Origin of the sequence: Streptomyces sp. NPDC047917 (assembly GCF_043204345.1) — a bacterium.
Classification (GTDB): Bacteria; Actinomycetota; Actinomycetes; order Streptomycetales; family Streptomycetaceae; genus Streptomyces; species Streptomyces sanglieri.
The window spans coordinates 179,960-196,837 of sequence record NZ_JBIDCA010000010.1 but is presented as its reverse complement, the minus strand read 5'-3'; the positions used below and the strand labels follow the sequence as shown (position 1 = coordinate 196,837).

The 16,878-nt window shown below is 73.3% G+C and carries 10 protein-coding genes; 1 reads left to right on the top strand and 9 read right to left on the bottom strand.

Annotated elements, in window-relative coordinates:
• Window positions 1–19: 19 nt before the first annotated feature.
• The 9 genes from ACGF8B_RS24855 to ACGF8B_RS24815 form a co-directional block, all read right to left on the bottom strand.
• Complete coding sequence (locus ACGF8B_RS24855; protein ID WP_392742455.1) at window positions 20–1,399, bottom strand: sugar kinase; 1,380 nt, start codon at window positions 1,397–1,399, stop codon at window positions 20–22.
• Window positions 1,396–3,894, bottom strand: a complete 2,499-nt coding sequence (locus ACGF8B_RS24850; RefSeq protein ID WP_392742452.1) for a hypothetical protein — start codon at window positions 3,892–3,894, stop codon at window positions 1,396–1,398. The genes ACGF8B_RS24855 and ACGF8B_RS24850 overlap by 4 nt, the downstream gene beginning before the upstream one ends.
• Window positions 3,891–5,078, bottom strand: coding sequence for a hypothetical protein (locus ACGF8B_RS24845; protein ID WP_392742449.1), 1,188 nt, complete (start codon window positions 5,076–5,078; stop codon window positions 3,891–3,893). The genes ACGF8B_RS24850 and ACGF8B_RS24845 overlap by 4 nt, the downstream gene beginning before the upstream one ends.
• Before the next feature lie 38 nt (window positions 5,079–5,116).
• A complete protein-coding gene (locus ACGF8B_RS24840; protein ID WP_392742447.1) occupies window positions 5,117–7,006 on the bottom strand; it encodes a hypothetical protein in 1,890 nt (629 codons plus the stop codon).
• 540 nt (window positions 7,007–7,546) lie between these two features.
• Window positions 7,547–8,644 carry a hypothetical protein gene (locus tag ACGF8B_RS24835; protein WP_392742444.1) on the bottom strand — a complete coding sequence of 366 codons (1,098 nt, stop codon included), beginning with the start codon at window positions 8,642–8,644 and terminating at the stop codon, window positions 7,547–7,549.
• Window positions 8,645–8,702: 58 nt separating this feature from the next.
• Window positions 8,703–9,380, bottom strand: coding sequence for an RES family NAD+ phosphorylase (locus tag ACGF8B_RS24830; RefSeq protein ID WP_392742441.1), 678 nt, complete (start codon window positions 9,378–9,380; stop codon window positions 8,703–8,705).
• Window positions 9,380–10,057: a hypothetical protein gene (locus ACGF8B_RS24825; RefSeq protein ID WP_392742439.1), complete on the bottom strand. Its 678-nt coding sequence runs from the start codon at window positions 10,055–10,057 to the stop codon at window positions 9,380–9,382. The genes ACGF8B_RS24830 and ACGF8B_RS24825 overlap by 1 nt, the downstream gene beginning before the upstream one ends.
• Window positions 10,041–13,565 carry a CHAT domain-containing protein gene (locus ACGF8B_RS24820; protein ID WP_392742436.1) on the bottom strand — a complete coding sequence of 1,175 codons (3,525 nt, stop codon included), beginning with the start codon at window positions 13,563–13,565 and terminating at the stop codon, window positions 10,041–10,043. Before ACGF8B_RS24820 ends, ACGF8B_RS24825 begins: the two co-directional genes overlap by 17 nt.
• A gap of 49 nt (window positions 13,566–13,614) precedes the next feature.
• Window positions 13,615–14,193, bottom strand: coding sequence for a hypothetical protein (locus ACGF8B_RS24815; RefSeq protein WP_392742434.1), 579 nt, complete (start codon window positions 14,191–14,193; stop codon window positions 13,615–13,617).
• Window positions 14,194–14,980: 787 nt separating this feature from the next.
• Here ACGF8B_RS24815 and ACGF8B_RS24810 point away from each other — a divergent pair.
• Window positions 14,981–16,624, top strand: coding sequence for a DUF4157 domain-containing protein (locus ACGF8B_RS24810; RefSeq protein ID WP_392742958.1), 1,644 nt, complete (start codon window positions 14,981–14,983; stop codon window positions 16,622–16,624).
• Window positions 16,625–16,878 lie beyond the last annotated feature (254 nt).

Sequence of the window (16,878 nt, the reverse complement as noted above, 5' to 3'; positions counted from 1 at the left end):
CGGGCGTAGCGGGCAGGGGTCACCCCCCGGGCGGAGGCTGGGAGACGGGCCGCCCCGGGCCGGCCCCGGGCACGCCGGCCGGCAGGACACCCAGCGGGAACTCCTCGGGCGGGAGTCCGTCCCCTGGCGGGTGCGCACCGGTCCGGCCCCGGCCGATCGGCTGGAGCACGAGGTGCGCGGCCCCTTCGGCAGTGACCCGCATCCCGACGTGGAAGCGCTCCTCGGCCACCGCGGGGACCGTCACGACAGCCGCGGGTACGCCGCTCTGCGCCCCGGGCCCGCGGACCAGGAGCCGGACCGTGCGTACGCCGCTCCCCCCGGCCGTCGCGGTCCCGAACCGCACCCGCTCCCCGTCGGTCTCGGCGAACACGGTGGCCCCGCCCGGAACCAGCGTGTGCGGTGGACTGATCAGCAGTTCGCCGTCCCGGGGCCGTCCGTGCACGGTGCGGTGGACGCGCACGGCGACCGCGTGCGGGTACCGGTCGGCCGCGTCGGCGCTTCCCGCGGCCACCAGCGCCGCCCCCAGCACCGCGGCCAGCGCGGGATCGGTGCCCTCCGGCAGCGGCACCGGGGGGCCGAGACGGTCCGCGAGGTGCCGTGCCACCGTTCCCGACCGGGCCGCGCCGCCCACCGCGACCACGGGCGTACGGTCCGGGCCGGTGCGGGCGACCGCGAGGGCCCGGTCGAGGCCCTCCGTGAGCCGGGCGAGGGCCCGGTGCACGACACCGGCGGTGATCTCCCGGCCCGCCACCTCATGGACCACGGTGTCCGCGGACCGCTCGGCGCGGTCCGGGCGTGCCGCCATCCGGTCGAGGGCGACCTCGGTGCGCCGGGTGTTCTCCGCCCTGGCCAGGTCGAGACCGCGCAGTACGTCCGGGTCGTCGACGGCAAGGCCCGCACCGTCGAGCACCGCCCCGTCGAACGCGGCACCGTAGCCGTCGGGCTCCGGCCCGTGCCGGGTCACCCGGGAGACGGTGACGGTCCCGCCGACGAGCGCGCACCGCGCGATGTCGATGCCGGCCGCGCCCAGGTCGCACACCAGCACCGGCCACACGGGCGGACCGCCCGTGTGCCGCAGCAGGGCCAGCACCGCGTGCGGGGCGCCGACGAGCCGGGACGGCGGGCCACCGAGTTCCGGGGAGGAGCGCGCCTGTTCGCCGTGCGGGACGACCAGAACCAGCCGTCCCGGCGTGCCGCAGTGATCGCGGTACGCGGCGTACGCCACGCCGAGGGCGGCGTCCCGGTCGCCGCGTACCCCGGCCGGGGTGGGCAGACCCTCGCCCGGCACCGCGCCGGGCAGGTCGACCAGACGTGGCGTCCCGTCCGCGTCGACCCGCGCCACCCGGAGGAAGCGCGAGCCCGCGTCGATGGCGACGGCGGGTTCGGCGGGCGCCGTCATCGGCGTTTCCCGGGCACGATCCGCCCCATCTTCCCCAGGACGCCCCGGCGTTCGCCCTCGGCGGCGGGCTCCGCGGCCGTCGGCGCGTCGGGGCCGTGCCCCAGCTCCGCCACGATCCTGTCGTGCCGGGCCCTCTGTTGCCGGCTGTGTTCGGTCAGCAGCGACCGCAGCCCCGCGTACCGGTCGTCCCGCACCAGGGCCCGGTACAACCGGAGGCCAGGCAGGTCCGCCGCGAGTTCGTCCATGAAACGGGTGACCTGCTCCAGACCGTACGGCCCTCGCGCCACGGTCCATCCGGCGACGGTGTCGAGGAGCTGCACCGGCAGCCGCAGCGGCGCGCCCGCGGCCAGCAGCAGACTGGCCAGCCGCTCGTACGACGCGTGGTCGTTCACCGCCCTGCGGAACTCGTGGACGGGCCGCAGCCAGGCCATGTCGTACCGCTGCGACACCTGCTCCATGAGGTACTCGGGTACGTCGAGGTCGTTGAGCGGGCGTCCATGTCCGGTGAGCCGCCGGTGCAGCACCTCGCACACCGGCTGCAGAAAGTTCCCCGGCAGTACGATGCCCAGCTGCTCGATCACCCGCCAGCCGCGCTGCCCCGGCGTCCCCGCCAGGAGGGCGTCGACGGCGAGGCGGCGCAGTTCGCCGTCCGAGCCGAGCCGGTTGATCAGTACGGCCATGTACACCCGCAGTTCCGAATCGTCGGCGAGCCGTTCCAGGCGGGGCATGCCCGGCGTTCCGGTGCGCGTGGCCGCGCAGAAGAGGTCCGCGTCGGCCGCCACGGCGCCCCGGGCCCGCTCCTCGACCGGCACGAGGCGTCCCACGGCCTCGCCGAGGCCGCGTTCGGTCCGGGCGATCCGCCACAGCCCGGGCCACATCGGGCCGAGGACCTCCGGCCGCCGCCGGAGCCGGGCGATCTCCAGCGTGGTCCGCCAGCCTTCCTCGAAGGCCTCGGCGAAGTCGGCGGCGTCCGTGGCGGTGGTCCCGTCCGGTGAGTCGCCGAGCAGCACGGCCGCGAAGCGCAGCCAGCCGGGGGTGATGTCGGAGGCCAGCTCGGTCCGTGCCCGGCGCACCAGCCGTTCGAGCGGCTTCAGGTCGCGCCGTTTGTTCTTCAGCAGGTACCTGAGCCAGGTCTTGCCGACGGCCGGTTCACGGAACAGGATCCGGTCGGCCCGTTCGGTGCTCCGGCCCCACTGGTCCTCCGCCATGTAGATGAGTGACCCCGCCCAGCCGCCGGTCGGCTCCTGGGCCTCCACCAGCGCGTGGAACAGCTCGTCGAAGGTTCCGGGTCGGCGCAGCTCGACCACGTTGTGGACGAGGCCCAGATATCGCTCGGCCCGTTCGAAGGACCGGGCCGGTTCCCCGGCGGCCAGGACCTCCCCGACGAGAAGGGATCGCAGGCGGTCGGACCACTGCTCGGCGAGCAGCGCCCCGGCGCGCGTCTCCCGGCCGTGCGCGCCGTGGACCAGATAGCCCGTCAGGACCGTGAGCTGCCGGTCGTCGAGAGAGGCGGCCGGGTGCCGGTCGAGGACCCGGGCCACCTCGGTCAGGTCCCCCTCACCGGAGCGGACCTCCTCCACCACCGTGTCCAGCAGGTCGGCCTCGCGCAGGGCCTTGAGGACACCGCCCGGGCCGGGTGCGGGCGTGGCCGGTTCCGTCGCGGCCAGCAGGTGCCGAACGAGTGGCCGGGTGTCGTCGGTCTTCGCCCGCAGCACGCGCAGGCCCTTCAGATAGCCGCGGGCCGCCGAGCCGCGCGGCTCCTGCGGCGGGGCCCCGCCGAACACCGCCGCGCACTGCCCCGCGCGTGCCGTCGGCGCGAAGAACAGCCGCAGGTCGTGCTGTGCCTCGCCGATCCAGGTCGCGGCGCTGAGCCAGGACCGGCACGCGTACGGCAGGAGCGAGCAGATCGCGTCGAGTGCCCGGACACGGTCGGTGACGTCCGGCAGCGGCCGGCCCGGGCCCGGGGTGATGGCGACCTGCCGGTCGTCCAGCAGCAGCGCGGCGACACCGGACGCCCATGCGAAGCCCAGGTCGTCGACGACGGCGGCGAGTTCATCTGCCGACGTGTTCGGCACGCCGACCTCGGTCGGGGCGTCGTCGTCCGGTGGGGCCGGTGGCTCCGCCGACAGTGCGCGGTCGATGCCGGACCAGGTCAGGGCGGAGCGGGAGACGTCCGGCCAGTCGAACAGGGTCAGCCGCCAGGTGTAGCTGGGGGCGCCGGTGCCGTCGGCCGTCCCGTCCCACATGGTGTCCACGCAGGCGCAGACGGGGGCGGGATGGGTGTCCGACGCGCCGAGGAACACCCGCCAGGGCAGGGCGCCGTCGGGGTCGTTGCCCTCGGGCGCGCCGGTGGCGGCCGCCCGCCAGAGGTAGGTGTCGGCCCGATTGCCGGGGAGGCTGCTGCGCAGCACCCTGTACCCCATGGTCCGCCCCGGATACTTGCCGAGCACCGCCCGGTGCGCGGTCAGTCGTTCCTCCCCGAGGCTCTGGTTCACCGCCGCTTTCCCCCGAGCCGGCCGCCCAGACCGCGCTCGCGGCCCCGGTCCCGGTAGATGCGTTCCTCCAGGTCGATCAGTGGTTCGAGTACGTTGATCGGCTCCGGGGAGGTACGCAGACGCGACATCCCGTCCACCTCGACCGGCTGGACGTAGTCCCGGTAGTCGAAGACGTGCTGCGGGGTGAGCCGGAAGCCCACGGCGGAGGTCGCGTAGTACGAGATGCGGCGCCGGTCGAAGTAGGCGTGCAGGGCGTCCCGCACCAGACGTGCGTTGGCTCCGCGGAAGTCGTCGCACATCCACTGGAAGAACTTCTCGCCCTGCTCCGCCGGCACCCGGGGCAGTTGCGCGCCCACGGTGTCCTGGGTGACCCAGCCCGCCTCCACGGCGGGCCGGAAGATGTCCGGGTGGTCGAACTTCGCGACGCAGACGGCCACGTAGTGCGGCAGCCGTCCGTCGACGAGCCCCTGGCGGTTGCGGACCTGCGCGGTGAGCTGGGTCAGGGTCGACTGGAGGAAGTTGAAGCTCTCGGTCGCCGTCTCGGCGTCACCGAGCGGGTCGAAGAGGTAGATGAGCCCGTGGGAACGGGCGAGCTGGCCGACGAGCTGGGCCTGCTGGGGATGGCCGTCACCGAAGACCTCCCCGGCCGCGTCCTGGATGTCGAGGACGAAGCTGGGCCGCCGGCCGCTGATCCCCAGCTTCCCCTTCCGCTTGGGCCCCTGGATGGACCAGGCCATCTCGCGGACGCCCATGGTGGCCTCGGGGAAGGCCCGTTGCCGGGTCAGCAGGTCCATGCCCCGGCTGAGGAACGCGCCGGCCTCCGCCGTCATGCCGCTGATGTTCCAGCCGCCGTCGTGGTACCGCTGGTGCTGCATGGCGGCGAGGGGCAGTGCGGTCAGGTAGGTCGTCTTGCCCGAACGCGGCGCGCCCCACAGCCCTATGCGGATGCGATCCGCGTCCGGGCCGCCGGACGGGATGCGCTCGGGCGTCGAGTTCGGCACGGTGTCCGGTACGGCCGGCGTAGGTACGGCCCCGGGGTCCTCGCCGGTGGGTGCGTCCCCCCGGGCGCCGTCCCGTGACGCGCCGTCCGGCCCGCTCCTGTTCGGGTCGTGCCCGTTCAGGCCGTTTCCGGTCGGCTCGTTCCTGTTCGGGTCGTTCCTGTTCGGGTCGTAGAGATCGTCCATGGGCTCTCCTCGTGCTGGGGCCACGTCGTGGGGTGGTGTCACATGAGCGGGGCGGCGAAGGCGAACGGGCATTCCGGGCCTTCGTGCCGCCAGGGCGGGTCGAGGGCCCGGACCGCGTCCTGGGCCGAGTCGGTCCCCGGACGGAGCACCCCGTCGGCGCCGAGGGCCCGCCAGGCCTCGGCCGCGTAGCGCCTGGCCTGTCTGCCCGCCGCGTCGGGCGGCGGCGGTCCGGTCGCGGGGTCAGCCCGGGCCAGTACGCGAAAGCCGTCCGCCCTCAGCCGGTCGAGCGCCGCCCGCCAGTCCGTGCCGTGCGGGCAGGCCCGTACGACCCCGTGCTGACGGGACGGGGCGGGTGGCCGGCGGCCGACGATCAGGAGGACGCGGCACGCCCTGGCGGTACCGGAGTGCACGGCGGGCAGCGAGGCCACCGCGTGCAGCGCGTCCTCCAGGGACGACACGGTGTCCTGCCTCCGCAGCGCCGGCGCCCAGTCGGCCAGTGCCCGGGGCAGCTCGGCGGGCGGGCGGGCGACGACCGGGGCCCGCAGCAGCGTGCCTTCCTTGGCCCAGGTGCTCTCGTAGTCCGCGTGGTCGTAGTGGCCCACGGCTCCGACCCGGACGGCTCCGCCGGTGTGGTCCCGGCGGGCCAGAAGGGCGGCGACGTCCCGTACGAAGGCGAGGCGTTCCTCGGTCTCGGCCAGGTCGGCACCGCTGAGTTCGACGGTGAACAGCAGATCGAGGCGGGGCGGGCGCACCATCCGGCGGGGCAGCCCGGACAGCAGTCGGGGCACGTCGACGGAGGTCTGCTCGGGCGGCCGCTCACTCGCGGGGGCGACGAGGTCCACCTCGCCGGGGCCGCGCAGCACGAAGGTGAGCCGTGCCGGTTCCAGCGCCCCGACCTTGAGCCGGTGCACGGTCACCGTCGGTGCGCCGTTGCCGTCGGCGGCCGGGGTCCCGGCGAGGACCGGCAGGTGGAGAGGGGTGCTGCCGGTGGCTCCGCCGTACACGGTGACCTCGGCGGTCGCGGTCTCGCCCGGTGCCAGCCGGGAGCCCGCGGGAAAGAGCACATGGCTGTGCGGGCGCACGGCGCCGGTGTCCCGGTCGGCACGGGCCAGCAGCAGGGTGTGATCGGCGAGGAGCGGCAGCGTACGCAGGTGTCGCCGCACCCGGTCGGCGGCGCCGCGGCGGGCGGGCGCTTCCTCCGGGTGTCCCGGTTCCACCGGCGCGGTGCGGTCCGACGACAGTTCGAGGCGCACGGCGTGGTCCCGGGCCACGACGGCGGCCGCGCGCCGCAGCAGTTCCCAGCCGGGCGCCGGCCGCAGCAGCACGGCCGCGGTCCCCGGGCCGGCCGGCAGGCTCGGGGTGAGCCATCCCCGTACGGCGTCGTCGAACGCCCGGCGGTCCACGGGCGGGAGGGTCCCGTTGCCGCCCGCCAGCTGGAAGCGGCGCAGGACGGCGTCGGCGTCGAGGGCGGGCACGACCGTGCGCCAGGCTGTACTGTCCGCGTCGCGCAGGACCGGGATTCCGGCTTCGGTGAAGGTCACCCGGGTCAGGTGGAGCCCGTCGGGCGCGCACTCCACGAACGCGAGTTCGGCGCGGCTGTGCCGGAGCTCGTCGAGCGGTGCGCCGGGTCCGGCCGTGGGAAGGCCGTCGGGGGCGCTCCGGCCGCTGGGGAGTACCGCCCCGGACCGCACCGCCTCGTCCTCCTGCGGCGGGCCGCCCCTGATGACTGCGGCGAGGCACGATTGATCGCCCGTGCCCGGTGCGGCGAGTGCCGCAGCGCGCAGGTCCCAGGTGTGTTCCGCCGCCCGGAGGGCGGTCTCGGCGGCTGCCAGGTCCGCTGCCGTCAGTTCGCCGAGCACCGGGTCGTCGTGGAGGCGCCAGCCGCAGACCTCGCAGATGTCCCGTCGGTCCTCCGGAGTCGCGCACACCGGACAGGCATCAAGCACACCACAGCCCCCCGTAGTCCGTCCGTGCCCCGGCTCGCCGTGACGGTCCGGGCGCTGCCGAGGCCACGCGCCGGTGGCCGCCGTGATCACCCAACCCCCTTACGGGGGAGAAATGATGATTCCACGTCAGATTTGCGTACGGGTGAGTACCAAGAACCGCGGACAGAACTCGCCGGATACTCCATCAGCCGGCCACGACCGGACCAATCCCCTCCGTTCCTCGTCGGCGGCACCCCGTGCACACCCGTCCGCCGGCCACGCCGCCCGTGCGGCCCCGCGCCGCCGGCACGGCACCCCTCGATACCGGCGCGACCGACCGGACGCCACACCATCAACCCGCTCATCGACCCGCTCACCACCCCGTCGCTCATCGACCGGTGCCGTTGGGCGGAGCCACGACCGTGCGCGTCCCTAGGGCGATTCCGGCGACATGAATGCGCCACGCCGCTCTCGCCTCGCCATCTGCCGGGCGGAGGGGCTCAGTTACATTCCAACGGGTCGGCCGGTCGCGGACCGGGCACGTTACGGGCGGATCCTGGACCCGATCCGCGCCACCAGGGCGGCCGCCTGCGGCGTACGCACCACGAAGTGGACGTCCCAGTCCGCGCCACGTGCCAGTTCCGCTTCCACGGCGGCCCACACGGCGCTCAGACTCACGTGGTACGGCAACCCGCCGCGGCCCGAGCCGAGCAGGGGGAAGCACACCGACCGCAACGGCGGGACGGTCCGCCCGGACTCCTCGGCCAGCACCGCGAAGGTCCGCGACACCGCCGTCGTGACATGGGCGGGCAGCACGTCGTAGTCGTTGGTCCCGGCCCGGGGCACCGCGATCGCGGCGTGGTGGATCCGTCGTACACCCTGCCCGGCCAGGGCTCCCGAACCGGTGGTGACGACGGTCCCGGGCAGCACGGCGCGCCCCGACGTGTTGTGCCGGGCCGCCCACTCGCGCAGCCCGTCGTGGACCGGGTCTTCGATGACATCACCGGTCACCCCCCACACGGTCGCCGCCCGCCGCAGCGACGCGGCGACGGAGGACTTGTACGCCTCGGGCAGCGCGAGGTGGACGTTGATCGGCGAGACCACCACGTCCACGTCCCGCAGCAGGTCCACGGGGTGCATGTGCACGGTGAGGACCACGTGGCGGCTCCCGACGAGCACCCGCACCGCCCGGTGCGTGACGGCACCGCGCTCCCCCTCACCGCCCGGGGGCGCCCCCTCCCCCGCTTCCGGCTCCGCCGGCGCCGTCGCCAGACGTACGACGTGCTCGGCGACCTGCCCCAGGACCATCACCTCGTGGTCCTTGCGGAAGCGTTCGACGCTCACGCCGTACACCGAGGCCGCCCTGGCCCGGCGCGAGGACGCCGGCCAGTCGCGGGTGCCCTGCGCGAGACCCAGGGTGTACTCGGCGGTGGTGCGGAGCGTGCCCTCGTCCAGGAGCGACACGGCGCGCCGCAGCAGCGACTCGACCGCCGCACCCGGGGTACGGGCTCCCGTCGCGGCCACGGCCGCCGCCGCCTCCAGTTGCGGCAGCGGGCGCCCGCGCAGCCGGACGAGGCCGATGCGCCGGACTTCCCTGATCTCTTCGAGAGTTGACGCAAGGTCAGGTTGGGGCGATGCCATGCGATCACCATGGCACCGCGTCCCTCTGCGGACAAGCCGGTCCGGTCTCTCGCGGGCGTCACTCCCGTCGCGGCCGTGAAATCTCCGCGCGCAGGGGTTCGAGGTACCGGTTCGCCCGGTCGATGCCCGCGTCGGAGTCGAGTTGCGGGATCCCCGAGGTGGGAACCACGTCCAGCGGTTTGCCGTCGCAGTGTGCGAACCGGTCGTGGAAGAGCACCAGGGCACGCTGCGGCCGGTTGTGCCGGGACTGCCAGATCAGTCCCATGGCCTCGGGTGCCTGCGCCCGGATCTCGCTCGCCCAGCGACGGGCGGACACATAGTTGCGCTCGTCCTCCAGGAGCGTGGACTCCTGGCAGACGGCGGCGAGGTCCTTCGCCTCGATCAGGGAGACCAGGGTCAGCTCGCACCGGGTGCGCAGCACGCTCAGCGTGCGGTGCAGGACGGTGGCGTACGGGATGCGCCGCCGCCCGGAGGGCAGTTCGAAGGGGCGGGAGCGCAGCACGCTTTCCGCGAGGGCCGTGGTCGCGGTGTCCCCGAGGTACAGACAGTGGTACGGGTCGAGCGGCGTGCCGTCGAAGCGGCTGCCGTCCTTGAACTCGAAGGGATCCGCCAGTTTCGGATTGAACTCGTCCGGCGCGTAACGGATGTTGTGCACCCGCCACAGCTCGGTCCCGGCCGGGAGCACATGCGGGACGGGCCGCAGTTCCAGCGAGGTCATGGGAAAGACGCCGGTCATCAGTCCCCCTCCACCAACGCGGTGGCCGCGCCCACCAGTTCCCGGTCGGGCAGCCGGCCAAGGAGCGCCGCGGGTGTCCCGCCCAGCCAGGTGTTCCCGCTGAGCCACCAGGCCGCGGCCCCCCAGGGGTCGATGTCGGCGAGGAGCAGCCGGTTGACCTGGATGACCACCTCGTACGGGCTTCCGCAGCCGTCGGGGAACTGGAACTCCGGGTAGCGTTCGCCGCCCCGGGGGTCCGCGAACCTGATCAGTTCCGGCGGCGCCGCTCCCCCGCACCGGGCGTGTGCCTCGTCCCTGGAGAGGGCGGGGGCACGGAGGATCTCGTCCGAGGTGCCGTCCGGCATGTCCGGTGCCGGTGGCCGTGCGGGCGCCAGCAGTGCCATCAGCTCCTGCGCGCCGACGACCACGGCGGGTTCGGGTGACGCGGCGACCAGGCGTACGGCGTCCAGGGCGGGACGTACGGGATGGTCGAACGGCAGCGTCAGCAGGGCGAGACGGACACCCTGGCAGGCTCTGCGGACGGCCATGCCGTCGTCGGGTTCCACCGCCGCGAGCGTCTCCAGCCGGGTGAGCAGCAACGCGTACTGCTCCTCGTCGAGCGCCGCGCGGACGGCTGCGTGATGTTCTCCGATCAGTGCGAGCAGCCGGCCCGCCGGGCCCTCACCACTCGTGTTCATCCGGTCCCCCTCCTTCGTGTGTCTTCCTCGTCCCTGCCGGGCCGGGGTGCCCCTGGTGAATGAACGCGGCCCACAGCGGGACCCGGTCCAGGTCGGTTCTCTCCGCCTGGCGCAGCAGCACGCCGCTGAGCGAGCCGGGGTTCTCGCGGCCGGGATCGAGCATCCACAGCTGGGCGGCCCTGAGCGCGTCGACGGGACTGAGCCCTTCGGCGTTCAGACAGTGGTGGAAGACCGCCATCAGCAGGGCCGCGGTGCCGTCGTCGGCCGCCCACCGGGATCCGACGACGTCCCGTGCGCCGCCCGAGACGAACGCCGTGGTGAGCGTCAGGGCCTCGTCGTGATCGCGGGTGCTCAGATCGGTCCGGCAGGCGCTGAGAACGACCAGCGGACCGTCTGCGGGTTCCTGTTGGCGTACCGGCTGGTCGAGCAGCCGTGTCACCGTGAGGTCGCCCGGGACCGTGCCCTCGGCTTCGGTGGGCGGGTCCTCGGCGGGCTCAGCGGCCAGGCGCAGGGCGGAGACGGTGGGCCGGACACCCGCCGATCCGTGCGAGGCGACGTGCAGCAGAGAGGCCCCGTCGGTGAGGAACCCGAGGACCTCGGCCGGGGTGCCGGGTAGCAGTTCGTCCTCGGGGACCTCGAACATCGTCCCGCACAGCCGGGCCCCCGGGTAGAAGGTGTTCCGCAGGGCCAGGACTTCGACCTCGGCGTACGTCAGGCTCAGGGTGGGATCGGCGAGGAGCACGGGAGCGGCCGACGGGTTCCGCGGCGCGCGCCGCACGGTGCGCAGGAACTGGCTGCCGGACGCCGCGTAGCTGAACACCGTGGTCCGGCACAGGTAGACGGGCGAGGTGCCGCCGGGCCCGCGCGCGGCGTGCCAGGGGACGATGCCGAGGCGGCCGCAGGGCACCAGGACGAGGCGGAGCGGCTCCTCCGCCCGGCTGTCACCGGGCCTCAGTGCCTCCTCCAGGGCGCTGACGACGGGGCCGAGCACGTAGTGGGCCCAGTCGCACAGCGCCCCCAGGGACTCCTCCCAGCTCCGGGCTGCGGCCGCGTCACCGGGGACCGCGGCGTCGCGCAGGGCGGTGGCGTCGAGGTAGCGCTCCAACGGGCCGTCCCCGGCGCCCGACAGGAGCGGCAGGACCTTCATGGCGACGCCGCGCTCGGGCGCCACGATGATCGCCACTCCGGCTTCCGCGTCCTCCCCCGGGACGAGGTAGACCAACGCGTCGGCACCGCTCGCCGCGACCCCGTCCGCGAGGTCGGCCGGCGTGGGTGTGCCGAGCAGTCCGCCCCGTTCGCGGTAGCCGAGGGCTTCGAGGGCGCGGCGGCGCAGGGTGCTCGGGAGTGCGCCGGGCAACCCTTGCTCCCGGGCGTCGCCCGGCCCTCCGTCCGCCCCTGGTGCGAGGGCCTCCCGCCAGGCCCCGGCGAGTTCGTGGTGGCCGTCCGCGTCGAGGAGTTCGGGTACGGCGGACGAGGTGGACGCGGCGTGCAGCACCAGGGCCCGCCCCAGTTCGAGCACGGCCACCGCCTCGTGCAGCCGCCCCTGCGAGGCCGCCCACAGCGCTGCCTGGACGCCCCGGTTCGCCCCGGAGCGGGCGGTGAGAAGGCCGTGTTCCGCACCGGCCTGGAGGAGCACGTCGGCGGCGAGTGCCGTCAGTGCCTCCTCGGCCGCGCCGAGCGCTCTGATGTCCTGGACGTCCTGGTCGCGGACACCGCGCTCGCGGTAGGCCTCGGCCAGTTTCCACAGCGCCTCCGCGGCGATCCGGGGCGCCCTGCCCTCCCGTACGGCGTCCCGGACGCGCTCCAGTTCCTCGATGTAGGTGTCCAGGACGGCCTGGTCGCGGGTGAGTGCGTACTGCATTCCGGCGGACATGGCGGCGGAATAGACGTCGTCCGCGGAGGCGTCCGCCGGCGGGGGGACGTGGTCGACGTCGGGCGGCGCTCCGCCGGAGAGGGCGGCACGCAGCAGCGCGAAGTCCGGGCCGGTGGGCAGGGACGTCATCTCCGCGATCGGGAAGCCGCTCGTACGGACACCGGTCATCCCCGCTTCCAGGAAGGAGGTGCCGCGCCGGACCGGTTCCAGATCGCCGATGACAGCGCCGAGCTGGGTCAGTGCCGCTCCCAGGGTCAGTTCGACGACGAAGCGGAGCGGATGCTCCTCGGGGACGGTCCGGGCCAGCTCCTCCGCGTCGTCGACGAGGCCGCGGAGCGTTTCCCCGTCGTCCGCGTCGAGCACCTTGGTGTAGAGCGCCTGCGCCCGTCCGACGACGGCCGGGTCCCGGACCCCGGGAGGCAGCGGGCCGTCGTAGTTCTCGAAGTAGCGGGTGACGGCGTCCACGTGGGCGCGGCCCGCGGACCGATCCTGGATCGTGCCTCCGACTCCGGCGCTGACGTTGAGCAGCAGCGCCATCAGGGCCTCTGTGCCGGGCGTCGGGTCGGGGCCGGGCGGCGGTCTGTCCTGCACGGAACGCAGCTTCCGGAGCATTTCGTTGAACGCCTCGCTGTCGCCGTTCCTGAGCGCCTCGCCGAACCCTTGGGTGGTGGCGTTCACCGCGTCCTGGGCGGCGGCGAGCCGCCGGATGTCGTCGAGGGCGAGCGGGGGTCCGGGCGGGTCAGGGGCGGGGGCGGCTTCGGTCTCCTCGGCAGGCGCGGCCGCTCCGTCCCCTGCGAGCGCGGCTGCCTTCTCCTTCGAGGACGCGGCTGCCTTCTCCTCCCTGGACGCGGCCGCCTTCTCCTCCCTGGACGCGGCTCCGGTGTCCCGTTCGTCCCCCGCACCGCCGGCCGCGGCCTTCTTCTCCGCCTCGGGCTCTTCGGGCCCCTCGGCTCCCGGCACCCCGCCGCCGGACATCCGCCCCATCGTCTGCCGCAGCACATCCGCGAAGGGGTCACCGACGGGCATCATGTTCGCGAGAACCTCGGTGAAATCCGGCCCCGTACTGGCCGAGAACAGCTCCCGCATACGCCGGTACTCCGTGAGGAACCCGGACGGCAGCGGCAGCTCCGCGATGTCGTCGGTCAGCTCGTGGATCTCCGTGGCGTAGGACATCACCCCGGCGCACCCGGACCGCGTGACCCAGTCGACGAACGCGGCGAGATCCGGCACGTTCCCCGGCACGCCCGGCTGCGAGCGCATCGGCGTCAGGAGCGTCAGAAGAAACAGCGCCGCCCACCGCCGCTCCTGCGTCTCGACCGTGGCACCGAGCGCCGTGCGGCGGTCCCGCGCGTCCCGCAGGAGCCGCTCCGCCCGTTCCCGGTCCGCATCGGTCCCGGCCCCGGCGGAATGCCGCAGGGCGAGCGCGCCACCGAGCCAGACACTCACCGCGCTACGCAGCACCGGATCGTGGTCCAACAGTCTTACGAGTTGGTCGAGTTCGCCGATCGACCTGTCGTACGCCGCCGATGGCACCGCTCGTGCCCCCATGGCCGGGATCAGTGCTCTGACCCTCTCCGCCGCCTCCGCCGACCAGGTACGCAGCCCCTGGAATCCGCCGCTCGCCTGGTCGCTCATCGACACTTCCTCTCCCTCGGAGTCCGGACCGTCCTCGGCGACAACACCACTATGCCGATCCGTCGGACATGGGACGGCGGCTTCCCGGGCTTCGACCACGGAACACCCGGGGCACGCCCAGTTCGGCCCGCATCTCCCGGCGCATCTCCCGCAGTCGGCGCCAGAGCACGTCGATGCGCTCCTGGACGGCGGCCGTCGAGTCCCCCTCACGCGGCACGCCGCCGTCGAGGCGTCGCACCATCCCGTAGGCCGTGCCCAGTTCGCGGCTGAGGTCGCCCGCGAGGTCGAGGACCCGGTCCGGCACGCGCAGTTGGGCCTCCGCGTACACGTCGCGGTGCTGGTCTCGCGCCTCGGCCAGCCGTTGCCGTACGGGCGTCGAGTCGTCGCGGCTCAGGGCGTGCACCTGGTCGGTGAGCGCGGCCAGATACTGCCGAGCCGCGGTGTTGAGGGCCACGTAGCACGCCCGCAGTTCCTTGACCTCGCCGCGCCGTTCCCTCGCCATCTCGGCGCGCTCCTGTTCGTGCTGTCGGCTGCGGTCTGCGGCCCGCTGGGTCAGCAACGCGGACAGCAGCGTCCCGACGACGCCCACGACGGCGGCCGACAGGGCGGTCGCACTCCCGACGTCCACACATCCCCCACTCCGGTGCCCGATCACGTCACGACGGTCCGGTCATGTCATGGGTCCAGCGAAGCAGGGACCGCGGGGCCCGGGAACAGCGCGACCGGAAGTCGCCCAGGGGACGGCCGGGAGGCGACCAGCCGGAACGACAGGGGCCCCTCGCCGGTCCATCGTTCGAATCGGCCGGACCAGCCGTCCGGAGCCCACCGGTCCGGCCCGCTCCGGGCGGAGCACGCGCTGGACGGCGATGCGGTCGTTGGAAAGCTGTTCGAGTGTGTCGTTCGAAATCGTGGCACCATGTACAGCATGACGGTCAACGGAAAGGCCCGTGCCGCGTAGCCGGCCGGGTCGTGTCCGGGCCGGAATACCGGACCGGAACCAGTCGCAGAACGCAAGGCCGGCCATCGACCGTCTTTCCCCACGAACCCACGCAGCGCGCCCCTTCGGCACCGCGGCCGCTTCGGCGCCCGGCCTGAACGGAGCCCGGTGGCTCGGGGCCCGGACGCCGGAGCGGCCCTCACGTGCGGTGACCCCGGCGCCCCACCGGCCAACGTTCTCTGCCCTCGGGGACCTGGCCCAGCACTGTACATCCCAGGTATGCAGGGAAAGTTCACCCCGTCCAGCCGGAAGGCCACGCCGTATGCGTCCCCACGCCCACAGTCCCGCCCGCGACGGCGCAGAGAAGGACCGTTCGACGGCGCGCAAGCCTTCTCGTGCACCTGAGCAAGCCGAAAGCAGCGCCCCACAGGGGCTGTTCGGGCTTCAGAGCACGACGGGAAACGCGGCCGTGGTCCAGATGCTGCGGCAGGCGGGCCACCCGTGGGCCGAGGAGACACACCAGCACGGTGCGGGCCGCGGGCATGAACAGGGCGGGCGGCCGTCGGTGCAGCGTTCCGCCGTGCACGAGGTACTGCGCTCCGCCGGGCAGCCCCTGGACGGCGGAACCCGTGCGGACATGGAGGCCAGGTTCGGCGCCGACTTCACCGACGTACGCGTCCACGACGACGGCGCCGCACGCGCCTCTGCCGCCGAGATCGGCGCTCGCGCGTACACCTCGGGAAACCACATCGTGCTGGGCGACGGCGGGGGTGACCGGCACACCCTGGCCCATGAGCTGACTCACGTCATCCAGCAGCGTCAGGGCCCTGTGAGCGGCACCGACAACGGCGGCGGCCTCCGGGTGTCGGACCCGTCCGACCGGTTCGAGCGGGAGGCGGAAGCGCATGCCACGCGCGTCCTGTCCGGTCACGCCCCGGCCCGTGAAACCGTGGAGGCGAAGGCCCTCGCGTCCGGCTCGGGCACCCCCTGCGTACAGCGGATGCGCAGCGACAACCCCCACGCCGCCGGCGACACGCACAACGGGTGGGAACTGACCGCGCATCACATCGTTGCCCACTCCCAGCTGACCGGCGCGCTGGACTCACTGGATCGCGGCAAGCAGGCGGCCCTGCTGCGCCAAGCGGTTCCCGAGGTGATCACCGACAAGATGCTGACGAATCTGAAGGTCGAGATTCCGCCGCACATGAACCGGGACGACTTCAAGAAACGGCTCCGCGCCGCGCTCGTCAAGACGGGCGGGGGTGACACAGCCGAATTCCAGGGAAACAACCTCAATGAAATTCGCTACGCCTTCTACGAGTGGCAGGGGGGCAATCAGTTCCTCGGCCCCAACACCGGCCTCCGCGCGGAACCGACCAAGAGCGGTGACGACACGGACTACGACGGCCGGCACTTCTCTCCGCTCAACGATGACCGGTTCACGAATCTCACCTCCCTGGGAGACGAGTTGAAGGAGGCGAACGCGGCCAACGACCGGAAGGGACAGGCACGCCTGCTGCGCGAGATCCTCAGCATTACCGTGAACGCCACCCCGCATCCGTTCGACGCCGGGGCCTGGGCCGAGGTGACCTCGGTGGGGGAAGTGGACCGGCTGGCAGGCGCCCTCGGCAGGGACCACATGCGGGACTACACGTACTTCATGATCCGGATGGACGAGATAGAGAGGGGGAGATACCAAGGGATCTCCCAGAACAAGGAGAAGACGAAGTTCTTCTACTACGGTGAACCGATCCACCCCATGGAGATCAAGGGCTCGTTCATCTACATCAAACTGAACACCGCGCAGGAGACAGTCGTCTCGAAGGAAAAGGTGCCGCTCACCGCACTCCTGCCCAACGCCCAGGAATCCGGCGGGGACGTGGAATTCGATATGCCCGCCTCCGGCCGCATCGACAATGGGGCCCTCACGCTGGACGGGTACACCGGATCCGTCCCTGTGGAAGAGGCGTCGACCGGCCGGTTCCGGGTGAAGCAGCACATCTACAGGAACCGGAAGCTCGATACCGACGCCGCGGGAATGAAACTGTCCGACTTCTGCGTGGAGGTCGGTGTCCCGACCTCCACCTTCCTGCCCCGCGTTCTGGTGGAGGCGCTGGGCTGAGGACTGCCCCATAAATGATCTTCAGGTCACCTCGGGGGGCCGGCCATTGTGCCGCCCGCCGAGCCGTGCGGCGGGGGCGAGGTCATGCATCCGCGTGATGCCGTGCATGGCGTGGCGGCTGGTCCAGCGGTTCGCCTCGCACCAGCGTCTCCACAGGCGTGCTCTCCTCCCGTTCCCAGGCCCTCCGGCAGCGTTGCCGCGCGGCCGACCCGCAGAGGGGGCCGGACCGGCGGAGGGTCGGACCGGCGGGAGAT

What these genes read in the sequence shown, in the direction of transcription:
- ACGF8B_RS24855 (WP_392742455.1), bottom strand. Translation starts at nt 1,399, where the DNA reads ATGACGGCGCCCGCCGAACCCGCCGTCGCCATCGACGCGGGCTCGCGC.
- ACGF8B_RS24845 (WP_392742449.1), bottom strand. Translation starts at nt 5,078, where the DNA reads ATGGACGATCTCTACGACCCGAACAGGAACGACCCGAACAGGAACGAG.
- ACGF8B_RS24835 (WP_392742444.1), bottom strand. Translation starts at nt 8,644, where the DNA reads ATGGCATCGCCCCAACCTGACCTTGCGTCAACTCTCGAAGAGATCAGG.
- ACGF8B_RS24830 (WP_392742441.1), bottom strand. Translation starts at nt 9,380, where the DNA reads ATGACCGGCGTCTTTCCCATGACCTCGCTGGAACTGCGGCCCGTCCCG.
- ACGF8B_RS24825 (WP_392742439.1), bottom strand. Translation starts at nt 10,057, where the DNA reads ATGAACACGAGTGGTGAGGGCCCGGCGGGCCGGCTGCTCGCACTGATC.
- ACGF8B_RS24820 (WP_392742436.1), bottom strand. Translation starts at nt 13,565, where the DNA reads ATGAGCGACCAGGCGAGCGGCGGATTCCAGGGGCTGCGTACCTGGTCG.
- ACGF8B_RS24810 (WP_392742958.1), top strand. Translation starts at nt 14,981, where the DNA reads ATGCTGCGGCAGGCGGGCCACCCGTGGGCCGAGGAGACACACCAGCAC.